19 protein-coding genes are annotated in these 22,280 nt (G+C 66.6%); 8 read left to right on the forward strand and 11 right to left on the reverse strand.

The window, feature by feature from the left end; genetic code table 11:
- Positions 1 to 25 precede the first annotated feature (25 nt).
- From ASE30_RS08885 to ASE30_RS08900, 4 genes are read left to right on the forward strand one after another with little or no spacing between them, the layout of a single operon-like run.
- Entirely contained in the window at positions 26 to 1,234 is a 1,209-nt protein-coding gene (locus ASE30_RS08885) for an aminotransferase class I/II-fold pyridoxal phosphate-dependent enzyme (RefSeq protein ID WP_057283931.1), read from the forward strand.
- Positions 1,235 to 1,264: 30 nt separating this feature from the next.
- Positions 1,265 to 2,428, forward strand: a complete 1,164-nt coding sequence (locus tag ASE30_RS08890; protein WP_200964423.1) for an amino acid ABC transporter permease — start codon at positions 1,265 to 1,267, stop codon at positions 2,426 to 2,428.
- 1 nt (position 2,429) lies between these two features.
- Entirely contained in the window at positions 2,430 to 3,530 is a 1,101-nt protein-coding gene (locus ASE30_RS08895) for an amino acid ABC transporter permease (RefSeq protein ID WP_057283933.1), read from the forward strand.
- Between the two features lie 18 nt (positions 3,531 to 3,548).
- Positions 3,549 to 4,289, forward strand: coding sequence for an amino acid ABC transporter ATP-binding protein (locus ASE30_RS08900; RefSeq protein WP_057283934.1), 741 nt, complete (start codon positions 3,549 to 3,551; stop codon positions 4,287 to 4,289).
- Between the two features lie 88 nt (positions 4,290 to 4,377).
- Here ASE30_RS08900 and ASE30_RS08905 read toward each other — a convergent pair whose 3' ends face one another.
- The 9 genes from ASE30_RS08905 to ASE30_RS08945 all read right to left on the reverse strand — a co-directional run bounded on the left by ASE30_RS08905 (position 4,378) and on the right by ASE30_RS08945 (position 13,502).
- On the reverse strand, positions 4,378 to 5,466 hold the full coding sequence (locus ASE30_RS08905) for a porin (RefSeq protein WP_057283935.1): 1,089 nt from the start codon (positions 5,464 to 5,466) through the stop codon (positions 4,378 to 4,380).
- An 8-nt stretch (positions 5,467 to 5,474) separates the two neighbouring features.
- A complete protein-coding gene (locus ASE30_RS08910) occupies positions 5,475 to 6,647 on the reverse strand; it encodes a DUF1624 domain-containing protein (RefSeq protein WP_057283936.1) in 1,173 nt (390 codons plus the stop codon).
- A 213-nt stretch (positions 6,648 to 6,860) separates the two neighbouring features.
- The gene (locus ASE30_RS08915; protein ID WP_057283937.1) at positions 6,861 to 7,838 is read right to left on the reverse strand and encodes a tripartite tricarboxylate transporter substrate binding protein; all 978 of its coding nucleotides are present in this window, start codon (positions 7,836 to 7,838) and stop codon (positions 6,861 to 6,863) included.
- A gap of 88 nt (positions 7,839 to 7,926) precedes the next feature.
- On the reverse strand, positions 7,927 to 8,802 hold the full coding sequence (locus tag ASE30_RS08920; RefSeq protein WP_057283938.1) for a CoA ester lyase: 876 nt from the start codon (positions 8,800 to 8,802) through the stop codon (positions 7,927 to 7,929).
- An 11-nt stretch (positions 8,803 to 8,813) separates the two neighbouring features.
- On the reverse strand, positions 8,814 to 9,587 hold the full coding sequence (locus tag ASE30_RS08925; protein WP_057283939.1) for an enoyl-CoA hydratase/isomerase family protein: 774 nt from the start codon (positions 9,585 to 9,587) through the stop codon (positions 8,814 to 8,816).
- A gap of 1 nt (position 9,588) precedes the next feature.
- Complete coding sequence (locus ASE30_RS08930; protein WP_235515230.1) at positions 9,589 to 10,797, reverse strand: CaiB/BaiF CoA-transferase family protein; 1,209 nt, start codon at positions 10,795 to 10,797, stop codon at positions 9,589 to 9,591.
- Between the two features lie 36 nt (positions 10,798 to 10,833).
- Positions 10,834 to 11,766, reverse strand: coding sequence for a 3-keto-5-aminohexanoate cleavage protein (locus ASE30_RS08935; protein ID WP_057283941.1), 933 nt, complete (start codon positions 11,764 to 11,766; stop codon positions 10,834 to 10,836).
- Between the two features lie 54 nt (positions 11,767 to 11,820).
- Complete coding sequence (locus tag ASE30_RS08940; RefSeq protein ID WP_057283942.1) at positions 11,821 to 12,987, reverse strand: acyl-CoA dehydrogenase family protein; 1,167 nt, start codon at positions 12,985 to 12,987, stop codon at positions 11,821 to 11,823.
- 50 nt (positions 12,988 to 13,037) lie between these two features.
- Complete coding sequence (locus ASE30_RS08945; protein WP_057283943.1) at positions 13,038 to 13,502, reverse strand: MaoC family dehydratase; 465 nt, start codon at positions 13,500 to 13,502, stop codon at positions 13,038 to 13,040.
- A 134-nt stretch (positions 13,503 to 13,636) separates the two neighbouring features.
- Here ASE30_RS08945 and ASE30_RS08950 point away from each other — a divergent pair, with 134 nt between their 5' ends.
- Genes ASE30_RS08950 through ASE30_RS08960 form a run of 3 tightly spaced genes read left to right on the forward strand, consistent with a single transcriptional unit; the run spans position 13,637 to position 16,065 of the window.
- On the forward strand, positions 13,637 to 14,659 hold the full coding sequence (locus ASE30_RS08950; protein WP_200964418.1) for an NADP-dependent oxidoreductase: 1,023 nt from the start codon (positions 13,637 to 13,639) through the stop codon (positions 14,657 to 14,659).
- Positions 14,660 to 15,133: a MarR family winged helix-turn-helix transcriptional regulator gene (locus ASE30_RS08955; RefSeq protein ID WP_057283944.1), complete on the forward strand. Its 474-nt coding sequence runs from the start codon at positions 14,660 to 14,662 to the stop codon at positions 15,131 to 15,133.
- On the forward strand, positions 15,130 to 16,065 hold the full coding sequence (locus ASE30_RS08960; RefSeq protein WP_057283945.1) for a hypothetical protein: 936 nt from the start codon (positions 15,130 to 15,132) through the stop codon (positions 16,063 to 16,065). Before ASE30_RS08955 ends, ASE30_RS08960 begins: the two co-directional genes overlap by 4 nt.
- A gap of 37 nt (positions 16,066 to 16,102) precedes the next feature.
- On the opposite strand, the gene ilvA is transcribed toward ASE30_RS08960, so the two are convergent.
- Together ilvA and ASE30_RS08970 are read right to left on the reverse strand one after the other, a co-directional pair.
- Positions 16,103 to 17,617, reverse strand: coding sequence for a threonine ammonia-lyase, biosynthetic (gene ilvA, locus ASE30_RS08965; protein ID WP_057284005.1), 1,515 nt, complete (start codon positions 17,615 to 17,617; stop codon positions 16,103 to 16,105).
- A gap of 244 nt (positions 17,618 to 17,861) precedes the next feature.
- Positions 17,862 to 19,418, reverse strand: a complete 1,557-nt coding sequence (locus ASE30_RS08970; protein ID WP_057283946.1) for a helix-turn-helix domain-containing protein — start codon at positions 19,416 to 19,418, stop codon at positions 17,862 to 17,864.
- A 478-nt stretch (positions 19,419 to 19,896) separates the two neighbouring features.
- Between ASE30_RS08970 and ASE30_RS08975 the strand changes: the two genes are divergently transcribed.
- Entirely contained in the window at positions 19,897 to 22,125 is a 2,229-nt protein-coding gene (locus ASE30_RS08975; RefSeq protein WP_057283947.1) for an NADP-dependent isocitrate dehydrogenase, read from the forward strand.
- Positions 22,126 to 22,280 lie beyond the last annotated feature (155 nt).

The raw sequence follows: 22,280 nt of genomic DNA on the forward strand, positions 1-22,280 counted from the left end.
GCCTTTGCCTCTTTACGCAGCAACCATGAACAGCATCGTCAACGCCCGCCTCAAACAGATCAAACCCTCGCCCAGCATGGCCGCCAAGATCGTCGTGGACGAACTGCGCCGCCAGGGCCGCGAGATCGCCGACTTCACGCTGGGCGAACCCGACATGGCCACGCCCGCTCACATCGCGCGCGCCGGCCAGGACGCCATTGCTGGCGGAGACATCCGCTACACCAGCCCCAACGGCACCGTCGGCCTGCGCCGCGCCATCGCCAACAGCCTGGAACTGGGCCTGGGCGTGCGCTACGGCATGGACCAGATCACCGTGGGCGCGGGCGCCAAGCAGATCATCGGCGCCGCGCTCACCGCCAGCCTGGAGCCAGGCGACGAGGTCATCGTATGCGCGCCCTACTGGGTCTCCTACCCTGACATGGTGCTGCTCAACGATGGCAAGCCCGTGGTCGTGACCGGGCCCGAATCGCAAGGCTTCAAACTGGATGCCGCCACGCTGGAAGCGGCCATTACGCCCCGCACGCGCTGGCTGATCCTGAATTCCCCCAGCAACCCCAGCGGCGCTGTCTACAGCAGCGCCGAGCTGCGCGCGCTGACCGACGTGCTGCTGCGCCACCCCCATGTCTGGATTCTCAGCGACGAGATCTACGCGCCCTTCTGCTACAGCGGCCAGGCGCACGCGTCGCCCGTGCAGGTCGAGCCCCAGTTGATCGCGCGCACCCTGATTGTCAATGGCATGTCCAAGTCCTATGCCATGACCGGCTGGCGCGTGGGCTACGGCGCCGGCCCGGCCGACCTGATCAAGGCGATGAGCACCGTGATGTCGCAAAGCACGTCGTGCCCCAGCGCCATTTCGCAGGTAGCCGCGCAGGCCGCCCTGGAGGGCGACCAGTCCAGCGTCGCAAGCATGGTTGATATCTTCAAGGCGCGCCGCGACCTGATCGTGCGCCGCTTGAACGAGATCCCGGGCATTTCGTGCGCCATGCCCGACGGCGCCTTTTACGTATACGCCAACGTGCAGGGCCTGATCGGCCGCACCGGCCCCGACGGCGAACTCAAGACCGACCTGGACGTCAGCCTGTTCTTCCTGCGCGAAGCCGGCGTGGCGGTCATCGACGGCGGCTCCTATGGCCTGTCGCCCTATGTGCGTTTCTCGTTCGCCACGTCCACCGAGGTCATCGAGCAAGGCATGGACCGGCTGGCCGTGGCCGTGCGCGCCCTGATGGCGGGCTGAACCGTGGCCCAGCACAGCGTTCAATCCCCGGTGCGGCGGCCGCCGCACCGGTTCTCATGGAATGACCCGGCCACCCGCGCGCTGGTCTACCAGATCCTGGCGTTGACCGTCGTCGGCGCCGGCATCTGGTTCCTGGTGCACAACACGCTGCACAACCTGTCGCTGCGCAACATCGCCACCGGCTTCGGCTTCCTCAACCGGGAAGCCGGCTTCGCCATCGGCGAATCCGTGATCGCCTATGGCCCAGCCGATACGTACGGCCGCGCCATTGCCGTCGGCGTGCTGAACACCTTGCGCGTCGGCCTGATCGCCCTGGTGGCCGCGACCGTCCTGGGCGTGATCATCGGCGTGGGCAGGCTGTCCAAGAACTGGCTGGTGGCCAGGATCACCTCGGTGTACGTCGAGGTGATGCGCAACGTGCCGCTCCTGCTGCAGCTCTTCTTCTGGTATGCGCTGATCACCGAAAACATGCCGGGTCCGCGTCAGGCGCACAACCCCATGCCGGGTGTGTTCATCTCCAACCGGGGCTTGAAGGTGCCCGGGCTGGAGGGCGCATCGCTGGACTGGATGCTGACCGCGCTGGGGCTGGCCATCGCGGCCATCATCCTGCTGGGCCATTGGGGCAAGCGCCAGCAGGAGGCCACGGGCCGCGTGTTCCCGCTGGGGCGCGCCGCGATCGGCCTGCTTGCCGGACTGCCCGTCATCGGCTGGCTGGCCAGCGGTGCGTCGCTGACGCTGGATATGCCTGAGCTGAAGGGCTTCAACTTCGTGGGCGGCCTGACGCTGACGCCGGAGTTCGCGGCCCTGCTGCTGGGGCTGACGGTCTATACCTCGGCCTTTATCGCCGAAGTGGTGCGTTCCGGTATTCAGGCGGTCAGCAACGGCCAATGGGAAGCCGCCGGCTCGCTGGGCCTGCCGCGCCGGCAGGTGCTGCGCCTGGTGATCCTGCCGCAGGCGCTGCGCGTGATCATTCCGCCCATGACCAGCCAGTATCTGAATCTGCTGAAGAACAGTTCGCTGGCGGTGGCGATCGGCTATCCCGACATCGTGTCGGTGGTGAACACCACGCTGAACCAGACGGGCCAGGCCATCGAGGGCATCCTCATCATCATGGGCGCGTACCTCACCGTCAGCCTGTCGATCTCGATATTCATGAATTGGTACAACAAGCGCATCGCGCTGGTGGAGCGTTGAGATGAGCAGCACTACGCAAACCCTGGCCGCCCAGCTTCCTCCGCCCCGGGGCCAGACAGGCGCCTGGGCGTGGGTCCGCGCCCGCCTGTTATCGTCGCCGCTGAACATCCTGATCACGGTGCTGCTGGCATGGTGCCTGCTGCTGGCGGTGCCCGCGCTGGCGGAATGGGCCTTCATCAAGGCCAATTTCGATGCGGCCAATGCCCAGGAATGCCGCGCCACGGGCGGCGCCTGCTGGGCGTTTATCATCGAAAAGCACCGGCTGATCCTGTTCGGCACCTACCCTTTCGACGAGCAATGGCGCCCGCTGATCGCGACGCTGATCCTGATCGCGGTCATCGTGGCCAGCGGCATGCGCCGCTTCTGGAACGGCAAGCTTGCACTGATCTGGACGCTGGGCCTGACGGCCGTGGCGCTGTTGATGTGGGGCGGCGTGTTCGGCCTGAGCTATGTGGAGAATTCGCGCTGGGGCGGACTGCCGCTGACGCTGATCCTGGCCACCTTCGGCATCGCCTTCGCGTTCCCGGTCGGCGTGCTGCTGGCCTTGGGCCGGCGCTCGAAGATGCCCGCCATCAAGGCCTTGTGCGTCGTGTACATCGAGCTGATCCGGGGTGTTCCGCTGATCAGCCTGCTGTTCATGTCGTCGGTGATGCTGCCCCTGTTCCTGCCGGAAGGCTTCACCATCGACAAGCTGCTGCGCGCGCAGATCGCGATCATCATGTTCGCGGCGGCGTACATCGCCGAAACCGTGCGCGGCGGTCTGCAGGCCATCCCGAAGGGGCAGTACGAAGGCGCCGATTCGCTGGGCCTGACCTACTGGCAGCAGATGCGCAAGATCATCCTGCCGCAGGCGCTGAAGATCGTGATTCCGCCGCTGGTCGGCATCTTCATCGCACTGTTCAAGGATACGTCGCTGGTCGTGATCATCGGCATCTTCGATCTGACGCTGGCGGCCAAGGCGGCCCTGTCCGACGCGGCATGGCGAGGCTTCGGGGTGGAGGCATATCTCTTCATCTCGCTGATCTACTTCGTCTTTTGCTATTCCATGTCCAAATACAGCCAGGCGCTCGAAACGCGGCTGGCCACCGGGCACGCCCGGTAAATCTGAAGGAGATCAGGCATGTCGGATGCCATCATTCGTTTGCAGGGCGTGAACAAGTGGTACGGCCAGTTCCACGTCTTGCGCAACATCAACCTGGACGTCGCGCCAGGCGAACGCATCGTGGTGTGCGGGCCCTCGGGCTCGGGCAAGTCCACGATGATCCGGTGCATCAACCGGCTGGAAGAACATCAGCAGGGCCAGATCATCGTCGACGGCACCGAACTGACCAACGACCTCAAGCAGATCGAAACGATCCGCCGCGAGGTCGGCATGGTGTTCCAGCATTTCAACCTGTTCCCGCACCTGACGGTGCTGGAAAACCTGACGCTGGGGCCCATGTGGGTGTTGAAGCAGTCACGCGCGCAGGCCGAAGCCGCGGCCATGCAATACCTGGAACGGGTCCGCATCCCGGATCAGGCCGGCAAGTTTCCCGGCCAGTTGTCGGGCGGCCAGCAGCAGCGGGTGGCGATTGCGCGTTCTTTGTGCATGAACCCCAAGGTCATGCTGTTTGACGAACCGACCTCGGCGCTGGATCCCGAAATGGTCAAGGAAGTGCTGGACGTGATGGTGACGCTGGCCCAGGAAAGCGGCATGACGATGATCTGCGTGACCCACGAAATGGGCTTTGCGCGCAAGGTCGCCAACCGCGTGATCTTCATGGACCGAGGCGAGGTCATCGAAGAGAACAGTCCCGACGAGTTCTTCGACCATCCGCAAAACGAACGGACCCAGCTGTTCCTGAGCCAGATCCTGCACTGAGTCCAAAGCCGCCCGTTGAGGGCGGTTTTTTTTCGAGCCCGCCGCGCTGGATGCCGCCCCGGTCCGCAGGCATCGCGGTCGCCTGGCCTCAGTACCGGTGGCGGATCCCCACCGCGTACTGCGACTGATGCCAGGACGGATCGTCCCAGGCGCCCCGCATATAGCCGTAGATGGCGTACAGGTTGGTGCGCTTGGACAGGTCGTGCACATAACCCGCCGAGTAGATCTGCTGGCTGTGCGTGGCGCCTTCGCGATCCAGCACGCCGCCGCCCGGCAGGCTGCCCTGCCAGGACGCCATCACGGTGCTGGCGCCCGAGCGCCACGCCGCGCCCGCCATCACGCCGTGCACCGTGCTGCCCGGAAAATAGGCGCGCTGGCCAGGCGACGGCACGGCCGGAATGGTCGAGCCATTACGCATCACGGACCACGCCGCGTACAGCGTGAACGCGTCCACCATGGCGCGTCCCGCCAAGGTGTAGGCTTGCGGCTGCCGCGCGCTGCCGGCCCGCGCCATGGCGGCCGACTGGACCGTGCCGTCCGCCCAGCGCGCCCCTTCGTAGGTGGCCGTGACCGAGTAGCCCGGCTGTTCATAGATCAGGGCGGCGCTGTAGAGCTTGCTGGTGGACCCGGTCTGGAACCCCCCGCCGCCGTCGTAGTCCAGGCTGGCGTCCACGCCCGCGCGCAGTCCGCCCGCGGACGGACTCCAGTAAGCGACGGTATTGTCGGCGCGATTCGCGTTGTACGGCAGCAGCGCGGTTTGCGCGCCCGTGATCAGGTAAGACGCCAGGAACGCGTCGTAGTCGGCCAGCGTGGCGGACGACACCGAAGTCTGGCGGCCCAGCCGCAGATCCCCGAACCCGCCCGACACCCCGGCCCAGGCAGCGCGGCCGAACAGGCGGCCGCCCTGCGCCGACTTGCCATTGTTGGCCAGGAAGCCGCTTTCAAGCTGGAAGTTGGCGCGCATGCCATTGCCCAGGTCCTCGCTGCCGCGCAGGCCCCAGCGCGACCCGGACTGCACGCCCGACTGCATGTTCAGCGCCGTGCCCCGGTCCTGTGTCGAAAAACCCGCCAGGCTCAGATCCACGACGCCATACAACGTGACCGGGCCTTGCTGCGCGGCCGCCGCCCCGGGGGTTATCAGGGCGGCGAAGCACAGCGCCGTCTTGCGAAGCCGCATCGCGGGACTCACAGGTACTTGAGCCAGGCGATATCGCGGCGCTGCGCCTTCAGCCGCCCGAACCAGCGCACGGGCCAGTACAGCGCCACCGCCAGCAGCAGCGCAATCAGCCACACCGAGGACACGTTATCGACGCCAAGGTATTTGCCCTGGTTCAGGCCCCAGATGCCCTCGCCCGCCAGGTACAACGCCTTCAGCACATACAGGTGCAACAGGTAGAAGAACATCGGCGCGGCGCCGAAGACGCACAGCACGCGCACCCAGCCGGCGGATTGCGCGCGCTCGATCAGCACGAGCAGGCACAGGCCCACGCCCAGCGTCAACAGCAGAAACATCAGCGAGGGCGGATATTTGGTGATGTTCACGAAGCTCATCACCGTATGCAGCGCATCGTCCTGCACGGCCCACTGCTGGGCCTGTCCATAACCATTCAACGCGCGCAGCGCCACAAAGCCCGTCACGGCGGCAAGACCCGCCGTCCACAGCCGGCGCTGGCGCCCGGCGGCCGGCATGCCGGCCTGGAACCAGGGCCCGGCCGCAAAGCCCAGCGCGATCACGCCGATCCACGGCAGCAAGGGATACGAGGTGCGCAGGCGCAGCGTGTCGCTCAGCACGATCCAGCCGCGGTCATGCAGCACCGCCCAGGGCACGTGCATGGCCTCGCCCGCCGCGAAATGCAGGCCGTCCAGCATATTGTGGCCAGCCACCAGCGCCACCCCGACGGCGGCCAGTGCCGCGCGCGGCAGCCACAGCAGCGCGGCCAGCGCCAGCATGGAAAGGCCGATCACCCAGATCACCTGCAGGTACACGACGGACGGGGGAAACTGGAACGTCCAGGCAAAGTTCACCACCAGGATTTCCAGCGCGATCAGGAAGGCGCCGCGTTTGGCCAGAAACGCCGCCGTGGCGGCGCGGCTGCCGGATTTTGCCCCGTAGAGCCAGGCCGACAGGCCCGTCAGGAACACAAACACCGGCGCGCACAGATGCGCCAGCAGGCGCGAGAAGAACAGGTCCGGCGAGGTTGCCGACACATCCATCGGATCGCCGACCTGATGGTGAAGAAAGAAGGTTTCGCGCACATGGTCGAGCAACATGATGACGATGACCAGACCGCGCAAGGCGTCGATGGAGCGCAGGCGCGTGTGGCCGGCGGCGGGGGAAAGCGGAATCGGGGAAGCCATGTAGGGATGCAGGGGTGGATAGCCGGCTGGCACGCTCCGTGCGAAGCGCGACGGCCAAAAAGACTGCGGATTGTAATGTAATAACATTACCAATCCAAGACAGCGCATCGCATTCCTTTCGCGCGTTCCCGTTCCGGCACGCCCCGCAGGCCGCGCCTGCACGGAAAAAGGGCCGTCTCTCAAGACGGCCCATCCACGCGCGGTTACTGTCGCTTATTCCGGCTGTATCCCGGCCTGCTTGACCTTGTCTCCCCAGACCTTCTCCTGCTGCGCCACGAACGGCCCGAACACCGAAGCGGGCGCTGGCGTGGGCTCCGCCCCCATCTGCGTCAGCTTCTTCTTCATGTCCTCGGACGACACGACCTTGTAGAGTTCGTCTCCCAGGCGTTGCGCCACCGCCGGCGGCAGCTTGGCCGGCCCGAAGATTCCGACCCAGGCGGCCAGGTCGAAGCCCGGCTGCCCAAGCGCCTCGGACACGCTGGGCAGGTTCGGGGCCAGCGAACTGCGCTTCTCGGTGGACACCGCCAATGCCTTCAACGTGCCGGCCTGGATGTGCGCGGCCGCCGATGCCAGGTCCACGAACATGAAGGTGGCGCGCCCGCCAATGATGTCGGTCATCGCCTGTGGCGTGCTCTTGTAGGGAATGGCCGCCGCGCCCAGTCCGGTCATCTTGTCGAAAGACGCCGCCGAAATCTGGCCGGTGCTGTTGCCGTAGGCGTAGTTCAGGCTGGCGGGATTGGCCTTGCCGTAGCGCAGCAGCTCATCGACGCTGCCGATGGGCAGCTTGGCGCTGACCGCCAGCACGAAGGGAAAATTGCACACCTGCACCAAGGGCGTGAAATCCTTGATCGGGTTGTAGCGCAAGCTTTTGAACAGGTGGGGGTTGGACGAATGGGTGGTGTTCGTGGCCAGCATGATGGTGTAGCCATCCGGCTGCGCGCGCGCGACAAGATCGGTGGCGACCTGGCCGGAGGCGCCGGGGCGATTCTCGACGATCACCGGTTGCCCCAGCGCGGCCTGCAGCCGCTCGGCGATCAGACGGGCGACGATGTCGCTGGCGCTGCCCGCGCCAAAGGCGGTGATCAGCTTCACGGGCTGGGACGGATAATCCGCCGCCTGCGCGGCGGGTCCGGCCAGGCTTAGCGCGAGCCACGCGGCCGCGCAGAACGGCTTCAGTACTGAACGCATCATGTCTATCTCCTTGGTGAGACGCCGCCTTTGTGCCGGACGGTCGTTGGGAAGGCCGCTGGGGCCTGTCGTCGCTTGCGCCCGCCGGCATTCAGCCGCTGGCTGGCACGCTGGCAAGAATGCGCATGGCCTGCTTCAGGTGCGGGCGGTCCAGCATTTCGCCGTCCAACTGCAACGTGCCCACGCCGGGCGCCTGCTCGAAGGCCTGGACGATGCGCCGCGCGCGCGCCACGTCGGCGGGATCCGGCGTGAACGCCTGATTGATGGGCGCCACCTGATCGGGATGGATCGCTATCTTTCCGGTGAAGCCCGCGCGGCGCGCCCGCGCCGAATCCTTCAGCAGCCCTTCCCCATCGCGGAAATTCCCCCAGATCGTGTCGATGGCGGGCACGCCGGCCGTATTGGCGCCCAGCAGGCACAACGAACGCGCCAATTGATAGGTGAAGTCGTATTCGCCGTCCTCGCGACGGTTGCTGGCCGCGCCCAGCACCGCGGCCAGGTCCTCCGCGCCCCAGGTCAATCCACGCAGCCGCGGACTGCAGCCGGCATAGCTGCCCAGATTGAACATGGCGCCTGCGGTTTCGGTCGCGACGGGCATGATCCCGATGGCGCCCGGGTCCAGTCCATCCCGCGCCTCCAGCGCGGTCAGATAGTGGTCCAGCACAACGATGTCCCGCGCGCCTTGGCCTTTCGGCAACAGGATGGCGTCCGGCCCGGCCCGGACCACCGCCGCCAGATCGTCCAGCGCCAGGCCCGAATCCAGCGGATTGATGCGTACCCATAGCTGCGGGCCCGTGGCGGGACGCGCCGCCAGATACTCCCGCACCATGCCGCGCGCCGCCGGCAGCCGCGTGGCGTCCACAGCGTCTTCCAGATCCAGGATCAGCGCGTCGGCGCCGCTGGACGGGGCCTTGGCCAGCTTGCGCTCGCTGTCCCCGGGAACAAACAACATCGATCTCAATGCCATCTTCCTGCTCCTCACTGTCCTTGAAATTTGGGTGCCCGCCGTTCCGCGAACGCCTGCGTGCCTTCCGCGACATCGGCCGAATCCTGCAACAGCCGCAGGAACAACTGTTCCAGCCGCAGACCGGTTGCCAGGTCGGCGTCCCGGCTGCGCAATGCCAGTTCCTTGGCCGCCTGAACGGCAAGCGGCGCATTCGCGGCAAGCCTGCGCGCATACGACATGGCCGCCGGCAATAGTTCCTCTCGCGGCACCACCCGGTTCACCAACCCCCAACGGCTGGCGGCGTCCGCATCGAAGGCGTCGCCCAGCAGCAGCATCTCCATGGCGATGGCGTGCGGCAACTGCTGCGCCACGCGCTGCGTGCCGCCGTTGGCCGGGAATACGCCGCGCTGCACTTCCGTCAGGCCGAAGGTGGCCGTGGGCACGCATACGCGCAGGTCGGTGGCCAGCAGCAGCGTCATGCCGCCGCCCAGGCAATGGCCGTTGACGGCGGCGACGACGGGCTTCCAGACTTCCAGCCCGCGGTTCAACAATTGGCCCTGCTGCGTGTTCATCAGCGCCGCCAGGCTGGGCGGCGCGCCGACGAACGACTTCAGGTCCGCGCCGGCGCAGAAGGCCCGCTCGCCCGCCCCGGTGATCACGGCCACGCGGATGCCGTCGTCGTCCCTGACGCGGCGCCAGGCCTGGGACAAGGCGTCGTAGTGCGCGTGGTCCAGCGCGTTGCTTTTTTGGGGGCGGTTGATCGTGATCACCGCCACGCCGTCCTGTTCGTCAAAGTCGATGGACATGTCAGGCTGCTTCCCCCGCCGTGGACGCCGGGCGCGGCGCCAGCGCATCCAGATACCGCCGGATGGCGGCCTCGCCGTATCCCAGCTCGGCCAGGACCTGCCGCGTGTGCTCGCCCACTTTGGGTGGCGGCAACGAAGGTTCCGGCCGCTCGCCGTCGAAACGCAAGGGCTGGGACACCACGTTCAACGCGCCGTGCGCGGAATCGTCGAAGCGATAGACCATTTCGCTGGCGGCCATGTGCGGATGCGCCAGGACCTCGCCCACGCTCTGGATCGGCGCGCAGGGAATGCCCGCGCGCCCCAGGCGCTCGATCCAGGCATCGCGGCTGTCCGCGCGCATGATGTCGGCCACCAGGGCCAGCACATCCGCCCGGTTGCGCACGCGGTCGGCATTGGTCGCATAGCGCGGGTCGTCTGCCAGGCCGGGCCGGCCAACCTCGTTGCAGAAGGTGCGCCACAGCGTATCGTTGGCCACGCCCAGCAGCACGGGACGGTCGCTGGCGTCGAACACCTGGTAGGGGCACAGGGATTCGTGGGCCGACCCCCAGCGGCGCGGCTCGCTGCCCCGTTCCCAGTAGCTCTGCATCACATAGCCCATGAAGCCGACCGAGGTGTCGAACAGCGACGCCTCGACCTGGCAACCCTTGCCGGTGCGCAGCCTGCGCACCACGGCGGCCAGGATGCCGGTGGCGGCGTGCATGCCTGTCGCCTGGTCGATGGGAGAGATCGGACTGCGGATCGCGGGTCCGTCCTCTTCGCCGGTGATGGACATCATGCCGCAGAAGGCCTGCAGGATGACGTCGTAGCCCTTGCCCCGGTTCAACGGCCCCTTGCTGCCGAAGCCCGAGATGCTGCAATAGACCACGTCGGGGCGCAGCGCGGCCGCGCTGGCATAGTCGATGCCCAGCCGGGCCGCCACCCCGGGGCCGAAGCTTTCCACCACGATGTCCGCCGTGGCGATCAGGCGTTGCGCCGCCTCCCGCCCTTCGGGCGATTTCAGATCCAGCGCCACGCTGCGCTTGTTCCGGTTCACGCTCAGGAACACCGTGCCGTCATCATTGCGGAACGGCGGCCATCGGCGCGTGTCGTCTCCCTGGAGCGGCTCGACCTTGATGACTTCCGCTCCCATGTCACCCAGATACTGCGTGCACAACGGCCCGGCCAGCACCTTGGAAAAATCCACCACCCGCAGTCCTTGCAAGGCATCCATCGCAACCATCTCCTGTATGCGCATGCTCCATGTTGCTCAGAATGCAACGTTGGCGCCGCCCTTGGTTTGAATCATGGCCCGGGCCTCGTCGGGCGTGGCGATCTCGAGCGAAAGCTCTTCCAGGATGCGGCGGATCTTCGCGACCTGCTCGGCATTGGAGGCCGCCAGCTTGCCGCGTCCCGCATACAGGCTGTCTTCCAACCCGACCCGGACGTTCCCCCCCAGCAGCGCACTGGAGGTGACGAACGGCATCTGGTGGCGGCCAGCCGCCAGTACCGACAGGTAGTAGTCATCGCCGAACAGGCGATCGGCGATGGTGCGCATGTGCAACAGGTTGTCGTGATCGGCGCCGATGCCGCCCAGGATGCCGAAAATGCACTGCAGAAAGAACGGCGGCTTGGCCAGGCCCCGGTCGACGAAATGCGCCAGGTTGTACAGATGGCCGACGTCGTAGCACTCGAACTCGAATCGCGTGCCCAGGTCCGACAATTCGTGCAAGCCACGCTCGATCTGCGCAAAGGTGTTCGACAGGATGAAGTCGCGCGTCATTTCGAGATAGGGCTTTTCCCAATCGAACCTGAACTCGCTGATGCGCTCGCCCGCGCCCGCGATGTTGAAATTCAGGGATCCCATGTTCATCGACGCGACCTCGGGCTGCGCCCATTTGGCCGGCGCCAGCCGCTGGTCCAGGGACATGCCCAGGCCGCCCCCCGTGGTGATGTTCAGGATGGCATTGCTGCGAGCCTTGATCTCGGGCAGGAATTGCGCGAACAGCTTGGGATCCTGGTCCGGCCGGCCGGTTTCGGGGTCACGCGCATGCAGGTGCAGCATCGCGGCGCCGGCCTCGGCGGCGGCCACCGCATCATCCGCGATCTGCCGGGGCGTGATCGGCAGGTATGGCGACATCGACGGCGTGTGGATCGAGCCCGTGACGGCGCAGGTGATGATGACCTTCGGGGATTTGCGCATGCTTGTCTCCTTCTGGATTCTGGCGGCGCGCCTGCTGGCGGGCGCGTCTTTCGATCAATACGATTTGGGCAGGCCCAGCACCTTCTCGGCGATGTAGCAAAGAATGAGCTGCGGCGACACGGGCGCGATGCGTGGCAGCATGGCCTCGCGGAAATAGCGCTCCACGTGATATTCCTTCGCGTAGCCCATGCCGCCGTGAGTCAGGACGGCGGTTTCGCAGGCGCGAAAGCCCGCCTCCGCGCAAAAGAACTTCGCCGCGTTGGCCTCGGCGCCGCACGGCTGCCCCTGGTCATACATCCACGCGGCGCGGCGGTACAGCAATTCGGCCGCTTCCAGTTCCACCCACCGTTCGGCCAGCGGATGTTGCACGCCCTGGTTCTGGCCGATGGGGCGATCGAACACCACCCGCTCGCCCGCATACGCGGCGGCCCGCCGCAAGGCCGCCCGCCCCAGGCCGGTGGCTTCGGCCGCCAGCAGGACGCGCTCGGGATTCAAGCCATGCAGGATGTAGGAAAAGCCATTGCCTTCCTCGCCGATGCGGTCTTCGACCGGCACCTCCAGCCCGTCGATGAACAGCTCGTTGGAGTCCACCGCCTTGCGCCCGAGCTTTTCGATCTCGCGCACGCTGATGCGGCTGCGGTCCAGGTCGGTATAGAACAGGCTCAGTCCCTGCGTGGGCGCCGTGACCTGATCCAGCGGAGTGGTTCGGGCCAACAGCAGGATCTTGCCCGCCACCTGCGCCGTGGAAATCCAGATTTTCTGGCCGTTGACGACGTAGCGGTCGCCCCGGCGTACCGCCAGCGTGCGCAGCTTCAGCGTATTCAGGCCGGTATTGGGTTCCGTGACACCAAAGCAGGCTTTCTGTTCGCCGCTGATGATGGGGGGCAGCCAGCGCGCGCGCTGCGCATCGCTGCCATGCACCACCACGGGGTGCAGGCCAAACACGTTCATGTGTATGGACGAGGCGCCTGCCATGCCGGCGCCGGACGCGGCCACGGTTTCCATCATCAGTGCCGCTTCCTGGATGCCAAGTCCCGCGCCGCCGTACTCAGCCGGCATCGCCACGCCCAGCCAGCCGGCGCCCGCCATGGAGGCATAGAAGTCCTGGGGAAAGCCGCCCTCTTTGTCCTTGCGGGTCCAATAGTCGTCGTCAAACCCGGCGCACAGATCCTGCACGGCGCGGCGGATGGCGTCCTGTTCTTCGGTCAGCGCGAAATCCATGGGCAACCTCAAATGGGAAAATCAGCAAAGCCCTACGCAAGCGAGATGGCTCAGGCGGCCTGCGCCGCGGGTTGCCGCAGCATCAGCGCGACCCGGCGGCACGTCGCCACCAGTTCGTCCCGCTGGTTATAGGCACGGTGGCCGAACACTACGATGCCGTTTTCCGGCCGCGAACGGCTGTCGCGCAGTTCCAGCACTTCGGATTCGACCCGCAAGGTGTCGCCCGTGAACACCGGGCCCGGAAAGCGCACCTCGTCCCAGCCCAGGTTGCCGACCGTGGTGCCCAGCGTGGTGTCGCCGACCGATATGCCCACCATCAGCCCAAGCGTGAACGCGCTGTTGACCAGCGGGCGGCCGAACTCGGTGGTCTTGGCGTATTCCGCGTCCAGGTGGATCGCGGCGGGATTTAGAGTCATGGTGGTGAACAGCACGTTGTCGGTCTCGGTGACCGTGCGCCGCACGTCGTGCGTGAAGCGTTGTCCGACTTGGAATTGCTCGAAATACAACCCAGCCATCGTCGTCTCCTGTTGCGCTTGCGGGATACCCTCTTCCCGTCTGGCCATGGACATCCATGCCGGTTGCGCTAAACTGAACGCTAACATACTGTATGCATCCATACCATATTGGGAACAACCCGAGGAGACACCCCATGCACGTCGGCAACCTGACAAACCGGCAGGTCGTACTGAAGGCGCGGCCGCAGGGCATTCCCCAGGCCGAGCACTTCGAGATACGCACCGCGCCCGTCCCGGAACTGAACGATGGCGAAGTGCTGGTCCGCAATCTGTACCTGTCCGTGGATCCGGCGATGCGCGGCTGGGTGAACGCGGCCGCCAACTATTCAGATCCGGTCGCCATTGGCGAGGTCATGCGCGCCTTCGCGGCCGGACGGGTCATTGCGTCCCGCAACCCGCGCTACCCCGAGGGCAGCCTGGTCATGGGCCTGCTGGGATGGCAGGACTACGCGGTCACGGACGGCAAGGCCATCCGCCGCCAGGTGCTCGAAGCCGACCTGCCGCTGTCGCTGTCATTGGGCGTCCTGGGCCTGAACGGCGTCACCGCCTATTTCGCGCTGAACGCCTGCGGCGAGCCCAAGGCCGGCGAGACCGTGGTGGTGTCCACCGCGGCCGGCGCCGTCGGTTCGGTCGTGGGCCAGCTCGCGCGCCATCTGGGCTGCCGAGCCGTCGGCATCGCGGGCGGCGCGGACAAGGCGCGCCTTTGCGTCGAGGAGTTCGGCTTCGACGCCGCGTTGGACTACCATGGGCCCGACATGGCGCAAGCGCTGGCGCAGGCCTGCCCGGACGGCGTGGACGTCTACTTCGACAATACCGCCGGACACATCAGCGACACCGTGATCCCGCTGATCAACCGCCACGCCCGCATCGTGATCTGCGGCACCGCGTCCGTGAGCAGTTGGGAGCCCTGGCCCAGCGGCCCCCGTGTCGAGCGGCACCTGCTGAACAAGGCGGCGCGCATGCAGGGCTTTCTGGTGTGGGACTACGAGCACCGCTACGAGGAAGCCATTGCGGTGCTCGCCCCGCTGGTGCGCCAAGGGCGGTTGCGCTACCGCGAAGAGATCCTGGACGGCATCGAAGCCGCGCCGGGATCGATCGCCGATCTGTATCAGGGCAAGAACATGGGCAAACGCCTGATCCGGCTGGAGGATGCTTGAATGGCCACGAAGGTTGCAGAAAACGCGGGGCAGGAAAACTGGGACCAGCGCCTGGGCTTTCTGATGCACGACGTATCGCGGCTGCGCCGCAAGGTCTTTGACGAAGTCATGAAGCCCGAGGGCATCACGCGTTCGCAATGGTGGGTGATGGCGCATCTGTCGCGCCATGACGGCATGTCGCAAAGCGACCTGGCCGATGTGCTGGACCTGGGTCGCGCGGCGCTGGGCGGGCTGGTCGACCGCCTGGAAGCGCTAGGTTTCGTGCGCCGCGGCGCGGACGACCAGGACCGCCGGACCAAGCTCGTGCTGCTGACGGCCGAAGGCCGCGCCATGATCGAGCGCATGCGCGTCAAGAGCGACGCCATGAGCGAGGCCATCCTGCAGGGGCTCGATGCAGGGCAACGCCATCAACTGGCCGACATGCTGGGGCTCGTCAAGCGCAATCTGCTGGCCTTCGATACGTCCCGCGCATGAACCTGATCAAAGGCCGCAACGTGGCGCTGGCCCTCGGCATGCTTGCCACACCCGCGGGCGCCGCGGTGATTTATGACAATCACGGCCTGGTGGTCGAAGTAGCCACCGCCAGCCGCAGCGACTGGAACACGGGCCAGCGCCAGAACACCCGCGCGACCACCATCGCGTTCCGGGGCGAGGCGCTGTGCGGCCCCGGCGTCGGCGCCCTGCTCCATCCCGCCAACGACGCCGCAGCGCGCGCGTTCTATTGCGCGGGGCCCGCAAAGGCGCTGGAAACCGACGCGGTGCTGGCGTTCTTCAATAGTTCCAGCGCCCCGGCGGTGCTGACCCACTTGCAGGTCGTCGACGGCGCGCTGCGCGTGAACCCGCTGGCGCTGTCGGACACGCCCGGCCGCAACCGGATCAACGGCACGTTGTTCCAGGACGCGCGGCTGCCCGGCTGGACCCGGGTCGATACGGCCTGGAACGAAACGGTGATGATCCGCCATGCGCCGCTGAAGGCGCTGAACCTGGGCGCGGGAAAACTGCTGGACGTGGCGGACGGCGTGGCCTACCTGGCCGTTCCGCCCGGACGCGACGTGGTCGTGGTCCAGCCCGCTACCCGCGTCAAGGACGCGCACGGCTATCTGCAGTTCGTGCCGGAGGTGACCAAATTCGTGGATGCCCCCCTGGCGTTTCGCGCCGTCCGCATGAGCGACGGCCGCGAACTGGCGCGGCTGGATTTCAAGGACACCTGCTTGCGCCTGCCCGCGCTGGAATTCGACAGGCCGGACCCGCTGCACCCGTCCTCGGCCAAGACGGACATTCCATTCGACAAGGTGCCCGGCTGGCGCGCCGGCGCCTTGCGGTTCGAGCAGGCGCAGGGCCGCGCCACGCTGCGCCTGCAGCCGGGCGTGGCGCTGCCGCGCAAGCCGGGTTGCACACCAGGCTGATGGCCGGGTTCTGCGCCCGGCTTGCCGCGCGCGGCGTTCAGATCAGGAACTGGCGATAGGCCTCGTTGCCGGTTTCCTCGAAATGCACATACCCCAGTTGCCGCAGGAACGCGTCCAGCGCCGCGTCGTCGGCCAGCGGCGCCTGGATGCCCACCAGCGCGGAACTGAAGTCCGCGCCCTGGTTGCGGTAGTGGAACAGGCTGATGTTCCAGTTGGGCGCCATCGCGGACAGGAACTTCATCAGCGCGCCCGGACGTTCGGGAAACTCGAAGCGGAACAGGCGTTCGCCGCCCGCCAGCGGCGAACGCCCGCCCACCATGTAGCGGATGTGCTGCTTGGATACCTCGTTGTGCGTCAGGTCGGCGGCGGGAAAGCCCTGCTCCTGAAGCGCCGTCAGGATCTCGGCCGCTTCACCGCGCCGCGCGATCTGCACGCTGACGAAGATGCGGGCCGTCCGGGCATCGGCGATGCGGTAATTGAATTCCGTCACGCTGCGTTGCCCGACGACCCGGCAAAAGCGCCGGAAGCTGCCGCGCTCTTCCGGTATGGTCACCGCGAACACGGCCTCGCGCGCCTCGCCCACCTCGGCCCGGTCGGCCACGAAGCGCATGCGGTCGAAGTTCATGTTGGCGCCCGACGTGATGGCCACCAGCGACTGGCCTTCGGCGCCTTCGCGTTCGACGTATTTTTTCAATCCCGCCACCGCCAGCGCGCCCGCCGGCTCCAGCACGCTGCGGGTGTCCAGGAACACGTCCTTGATGGCCGCGCACACGGCGTCGGTGTCCACCAGGATCACCTCGTCCAGATACTCGCGACACAGGCGGAAGGTTTCCTCGCCCACCAGCTTGACTGCGGTGCCGTCCGAGAACAGGCCGACCTCGGCCAGGATGACGCGTTCGCCCACCCGCAGCGACTGCGCCATCGCGCAGGAGTCCTCGGTCTGGACGCCGATGACCTTCACGCCGGGATTCACCGCCTTCACGTACGCGCACACACCCGCCGCCAGGCTACCCCCGCCAATAGGCACGAAGATGGCGTGCAGGGGCTCGGGATGCTGGCGCAGGATCTCCATGCCAACCGTGCCCTGGCCCGCGATCACGTAGGGGTCATCGAATGCAGGAATGAAAGTCAGGTCCTGCTGTTGCGCCAGCGTCTGCGCATGGGCGAAGGCGTCGGTGTAGGAATCCCCGGCCTGGATCACGGTAACGGTAGGGCCGCCATGGGCGCGCACGGCATCCACCTTGACCTGGGGCGCCGTCTGCGGCACCACGATGATGGCGCGCACGCCCAGCTTGGCCGCCGAGATCGCGACGCCCTGCGCATGGTTGCCGGCCGAGGCGGTGATCACGCCGCGGTCGCGCGCGGCCTGCGGCGTGTTGCGCATCTTGTTGTAGGCGCCGCGCACCTTGAAGGAAAACACCGGCTGGTTGTCTTCCCGCTTCAGATGGACGGTGTTCTTCAGCCGCGCCGACAGGCCCCGAGCGGGGTCCAGTTCGGTTTCGCGGGCGATGTCGTAGACCCGGGCGGTCAGGATCTGCCTCAGGTATTCCATCGGCGAGGCGTTGCCGGCCTGGAATTCCGAAGTGGCGGTGGACGGTGTGTCGGACATGGGGTTCTCTGCTTGGGTAGGCTTGCCCGGCAGAGGCGGCCACAAAAAACCCGCCTCTTGGGGCGGGTGGCTGTGACTGTTGCGGTCGCGCGCTAACCCACCATTCTGGGAATGATGGTAATAATCAGCGAAATGCGGACGGCGCGGAAATTCATGGGGCGTAGCTTGCTCCTGGCGCGCCGCTTTGTCAAACCGCGTCCGTGCGGCCGTTGTCCGCCAGCCCAGGCGCGGACGCCGCCACTTCGGGCGGCAGCCCGTCACCGGCGCGGTGCCGGGCCATCTGGGTCACGATGCCGCGAAACATGCGCTCGCGCCCGGACGCATCCGGCACGCGCCGCACGAACAGATAGTCGTAGTGCGCCAGCATGCGCCGCAGCAACGCGGCGTCCAGGCCAAGCAGCAACTGGCGCAGGTCATCCGGCAGATCCTCGTCCGGGTGCGTGAGGAACAGGCCAAGCTGCATGCGCGTGAGCGGCTTGGTCTGGTAGAGATCGCGGTTGGCCTGCTCTGATGCGGCGCGGTCGCCTGTCGCCACCAGCGTCGTGCATTTGAGCACCTGCAGGAACACCTGGAACTCGGAGCCCGGTTCGGCCAGTTCGATGCCCTGGTCGAAGTCCGACACGGCCTCGGCCAGCCTGCCGCGGTTCAGCTTGAGCTGCCCCAGCACCGCGAAGGCAGACGCGTAGGCCGTGCCCTGCGCGAACGCCTCTTCGGCCAGCGCTTCGGCCAGGTCCAGGTGGCCCCGGCCGACAAAGCACAGCAGCTTGGCGGCCGCCAGCATCAGCATGGGGTTGTCGCGGATGTGCGGCAGCGCCTGGAATACCTGGGCCTCGATCCGCGGTTCCAGCTCGGCGGGCTGGCTGTCCAGATCCAGCACCAGCCGCGCGTACAGATGCGAGGCCGACATCAGCGCGGTCTGCGGATCGTCGGGGTGTTCGGCCCGCAGCTTGTCCAGTTCTTCGGCGGATTCCAGCCAGCTTTGCGGCGAGCGCGACAGCAGCAGCGCGGCGCGGTGCATGCGCAATTCGAAAGGCTCGTCGGTCGGGCCCGCGTGTTCGCCCCGGGCGCGCGTCTGGCTGCGCCAGATCTCGCTCTTGATAGATTCCGCGCAGGCGGCCGCGGCGCGCACCAGGTCCGGCGCTTCGCCGGGGCGGATCACCAGACGGTCGGCGCGCAGCGTGTGGCCGCCGGCGGCTTGGCGCAGCGCTACGGCGCAATGCACGCCCGCGTCGTCCTGGCGCAGGCCGATCTCCACCCGGAACGGCGCGGCCGCGCCGGCTTGCGCGCCCGGATGCAGGCTGACGCCCCGCTCGCTGGGCAAGCGCTCTCGCAAGGCGTCGGCCAGCGCGGTCAGGAAGGCATGGATGGACGGGTCTGCGCGCAGGCGCTCGGGGCCGGCCACCGGGCCGATGGCCACGTAGAGGGATTCGGGCAGGTCGGGCGCGGCAGCGGCGATCCAGCTATAGCCTTCGCCGTAGCTGGTGGCGATGTAGCGCGGCGCCCGGGCGGCATCGCCAAGCTTGGCCCGCAGGCGGTTGATCAGCAGATCCACGCTGCGTTCCAGGGCATCCGCGTCGCCTCGCTGGGTGACGTCCAGCAGGCGCTGACGCGGCAGAATCCTGCCCGCGTGCCCTATCAGGAGTTCGAGCGCGGCGGATTCCGCCGGCGTGAACGTGATCGACCTGGCCCGGCCGTCAGAGGCGTAACGAAACCGTGCGTCGAATATCAAGTCGCCAAACCGCATCTGCTCTCCTGGCCGAGGGCGTCCGACAAGGTCCATCGTCACGCCAACCCTGGTGGTCGAAGGGCCCAACGGCCCCGGGGAGGGGAAATGCTATTCGATAGGCGCCGGAAAATGCCAGTACCCGGGACGAGGGAATTGGTCGACGGCTTGGGCGCAGTTATGCGTCCCCATATAAATAATGGAAAATCCACCGGCCTGGAAACCAAATACGACCCGTTTCGCCGCGCAACGCGTAGCACGGTATTACAATGGAAGGTTCGTGGCAGCCGCACTTCCCAAGGCGAACCCGATTTGGCCGGTCATCCGGACATGTCGCGGTCCAGCCAAAAAATAGGGCCGGCGGCGGTCATGTTGGGCGGATGCTCGGCCTCTCGCGTCCACCCATACGAACCCACTCTCGACAACATCTACCGGCTTACGCCGCATAGCATGTTCGGGTTTGCGCGTTAAGCGCCTGAGCCGAACAGATTCAAGGATCATGTCTCTTACTCCGAAGATTATCTATACCCTCACCGACGAAGCTCCGGCGCTTGCAACCCGTTCGCTGCTGCCCATCGTCCAGGCATTCGCCAAACCCGCAGGCATCACGGTCGAGACCCGCGACATTTCGCTGGCAGGCCGCATCATCGCCCTGTTCCCGGACTACCTCGAAGACAGCCAGAAGCTGTCCGACGCCCTGGCTGAGCTGGGCGCCCTGGCCGTCCAGCCCGACGCCAACATCATCAAGCTGCCCAACATCAGCGCCTCGATGCCCCAACTGAAGGCGGCCATCAAGGAACTGCAGGATCAGGGCTACAAGCTGCCGGACTATCCGGACGCGCCCGCCAACGACACCGAACGCGACGTCAAGGCGCGCTACGACAAGGTCAAGGGCAGCGCCGTGAACCCGGTTCTGCGTGAAGGCAACTCCGACCGCCGCGCCCCGCTGTCGGTCAAGAACTACGCGCGCAAGCACCCGCACAAGATGGGCGCCTGGTCCGCCGATTCGAAGTCGCACGTTTCGCACATGAGCGAAGGCGACTTCTACGGCACCGAAAAGTCGGCCCTGATTTCGGACGCCGGCGACGTCAAGATCGAACTGACCGCCGCCGACGGCACGAAGACCGTGCTGAAGGAAAAGACCCCGGTCAAGGCTGGCGAGATCATCGACGCCGCCGTGCTGTCGACCGCCAAGCTGAAGTCCTTCCTGCAGGCGCAGATCGACGACGCCCGCGCCACCGGCGTGCTGTTCTCGGTGCACCTGAAGGCCACGATGATGAAGGTCTCCGACCCCGTCATCTTCGGCCATGTGGTGTCCGTGTTCTACAAGGACGTGCTGGCCAAGCACGCCGACGCGCTCAAGCAAGCCGGTTTCGACCCCAACAACGGCATTGGCGACCTGTATGCCAAGATCCAGTCGCTGCCCGCCGACCAGCAGGCCGCGATCACGGCCGACATCGACGCCGCCTACAAGACGCTGCCGCCCCTGGCCATGGTGAACTCCGACAAGGGCATCACCAACCTGCACGTGCCCAGCGACGTCATCGTCGACGCGTCGATGCCCGCCATGATCCGCGACTCCGGCAAGATGTGGAACGCCGAAGGCAAGCTGCAGGACACCAAGGCCGTCATCCCGGACCGCAGCTACGCGGGCGTCTACCAGGCCGTCATCGACGACTGCAAGCGCAACGGCGCCTTCAATCCGGTCACGATGGGCAGCGTGCCCAACGTCGGCCTGATGGCGCAGGCCGCCGAAGAATACGGTTCGCACAACAAGACCTTCGTCATCCCGGCGGCCGGCACGGTGCGCGTTACCGATGCTTCGGGCCGCGTGCTGCTGGAGCAAGCCGTCGAAGCCGGCGACCTCTGGCGCATGTGCCAGACCAAGGACGCCGCGATCCAGGACTGGGTCAAGCTGGCCGTCTCGCGCGCCCGCGCTTCGAAGACGCCCGCCGTCTTCTGGCTGGACGAAAAGCGCGCCCACGACGCCCAGGTCATCGCCAAGGTCAAGCAGTACCTGAACGACCACGACACCAGCGGTCTGGATCTGCGCATCCTGAATCCGGTCGAGGCCACCAAGTTCTCGGTCAAGCGCATCCGCGAAGGCCTGGACACCATCTCGGTGACCGGCAACGTGCTGCGCGACTACCTGACCGACCTGTTCCCCATCATGGAACTGGGCACCAGCGCCAAGATGCTGTCGATCGTGCCGCTGGTCGCCGGCGGCGGCCTGTTCGAAACGGGCGCCGGCGGTTCGGCCCCCAAGCACGTGCAGCAGTTCCTGGAAGAAGGCTTCCTGCGCTGGGATTCGCTGGGTGAATTCATGGCGCTGGCGGAATCGCTGGACCATCTGGGCCGCACGTACAAGAACCCGACCGCTCAGATCTTGGCCAAGACGCTGGATCAGGCGACCGCCAAGTTCCTGGACGAAAACAAGTCGCCCGAGCGCAAGGTCGGCGGCCTGGACAACCGTGGCAGCCACTTCTACCTGGCCATGTACTGGGCCCAGGCCCTGGCCGCCCAGACCGATGACCGCGCGCTGGCTACCCAGTTCGCGGCCGCGGCGGGCGCGTTCTCGGAAGGCGAAGGCAAGATCCTGGACGAACTGAAGGCCGCCCAGGGCAAGCCGGTCGACATCGGCGGCTACTACCAGCCGAACGAAGCCCGCGCCAGCCAGGCCATGCGCCCCAGCGCCACGCTGAACAAGGTGCTGGCCTCCATCGGCTAAGCCCCTGCCCTGTTGGCTGGCGAAAGCTGGCCATTCAAAAAAGCCGGCAGCCCTTCGGGGTTGCCGGCTTTTTGTTTGAATCAGACGAAGGGACATACCCGCACCACACCGCAAGCCCATTAGGCGACGGTACGCTGGACCACCTATTTTCGTGA

The sequence above is a fragment of the Achromobacter sp. Root83 genome (assembly GCF_001428845.1).
GTDB lineage: Bacteria > Pseudomonadota > Gammaproteobacteria > Burkholderiales > Burkholderiaceae_B > Achromobacter.

Coding starts and splice junctions, on each gene's coding strand:
- ASE30_RS08970 (WP_057283946.1), bottom strand. CDS start 19,418: ATGCGGTTTGGCGACTTGATATTCGACGCACGGTTTCGTTACGCCTCT.
- ilvA (WP_057284005.1), bottom strand. CDS start 17,617: ATGGAATACCTGAGGCAGATCCTGACCGCCCGGGTCTACGACATCGCC.
- ASE30_RS08940 (WP_057283942.1), bottom strand. CDS start 12,987: ATGGATTTCGCGCTGACCGAAGAACAGGACGCCATCCGCCGCGCCGTG.
- ASE30_RS08955 (WP_057283944.1), top strand. CDS start 14,660: ATGGCCACGAAGGTTGCAGAAAACGCGGGGCAGGAAAACTGGGACCAG.
- ASE30_RS08915 (WP_057283937.1), bottom strand. CDS start 7,838: ATGATGCGTTCAGTACTGAAGCCGTTCTGCGCGGCCGCGTGGCTCGCG.
- ASE30_RS08925 (WP_057283939.1), bottom strand. CDS start 9,587: ATGTCCATCGACTTTGACGAACAGGACGGCGTGGCGGTGATCACGATC.
- ASE30_RS08930 (WP_235515230.1), bottom strand. CDS start 10,797: ATGGATGCCTTGCAAGGACTGCGGGTGGTGGATTTTTCCAAGGTGCTG.
- ASE30_RS08945 (WP_057283943.1), bottom strand. CDS start 13,502: ATGGCTGGGTTGTATTTCGAGCAATTCCAAGTCGGACAACGCTTCACG.
- ASE30_RS08975 (WP_057283947.1), top strand. CDS start 19,897: ATGTCTCTTACTCCGAAGATTATCTATACCCTCACCGACGAAGCTCCG.
- ASE30_RS08905 (WP_057283935.1), bottom strand. CDS start 5,466: ATGCGGCTTCGCAAGACGGCGCTGTGCTTCGCCGCCCTGATAACCCCC.
- ASE30_RS08950 (WP_200964418.1), top strand. CDS start 13,637: ATGCACGTCGGCAACCTGACAAACCGGCAGGTCGTACTGAAGGCGCGG.
- ASE30_RS08895 (WP_057283933.1), top strand. CDS start 2,430: ATGAGCAGCACTACGCAAACCCTGGCCGCCCAGCTTCCTCCGCCCCGG.
- ASE30_RS08920 (WP_057283938.1), bottom strand. CDS start 8,802: ATGGCATTGAGATCGATGTTGTTTGTTCCCGGGGACAGCGAGCGCAAG.
- ASE30_RS08885 (WP_057283931.1), top strand. CDS start 26: ATGAACAGCATCGTCAACGCCCGCCTCAAACAGATCAAACCCTCGCCC.
- ASE30_RS08910 (WP_057283936.1), bottom strand. CDS start 6,647: ATGGCTTCCCCGATTCCGCTTTCCCCCGCCGCCGGCCACACGCGCCTG.
- ASE30_RS08960 (WP_057283945.1), top strand. CDS start 15,130: ATGAACCTGATCAAAGGCCGCAACGTGGCGCTGGCCCTCGGCATGCTT.
- ASE30_RS08935 (WP_057283941.1), bottom strand. CDS start 11,766: ATGCGCAAATCCCCGAAGGTCATCATCACCTGCGCCGTCACGGGCTCG.
- ASE30_RS08900 (WP_057283934.1), top strand. CDS start 3,549: ATGTCGGATGCCATCATTCGTTTGCAGGGCGTGAACAAGTGGTACGGC.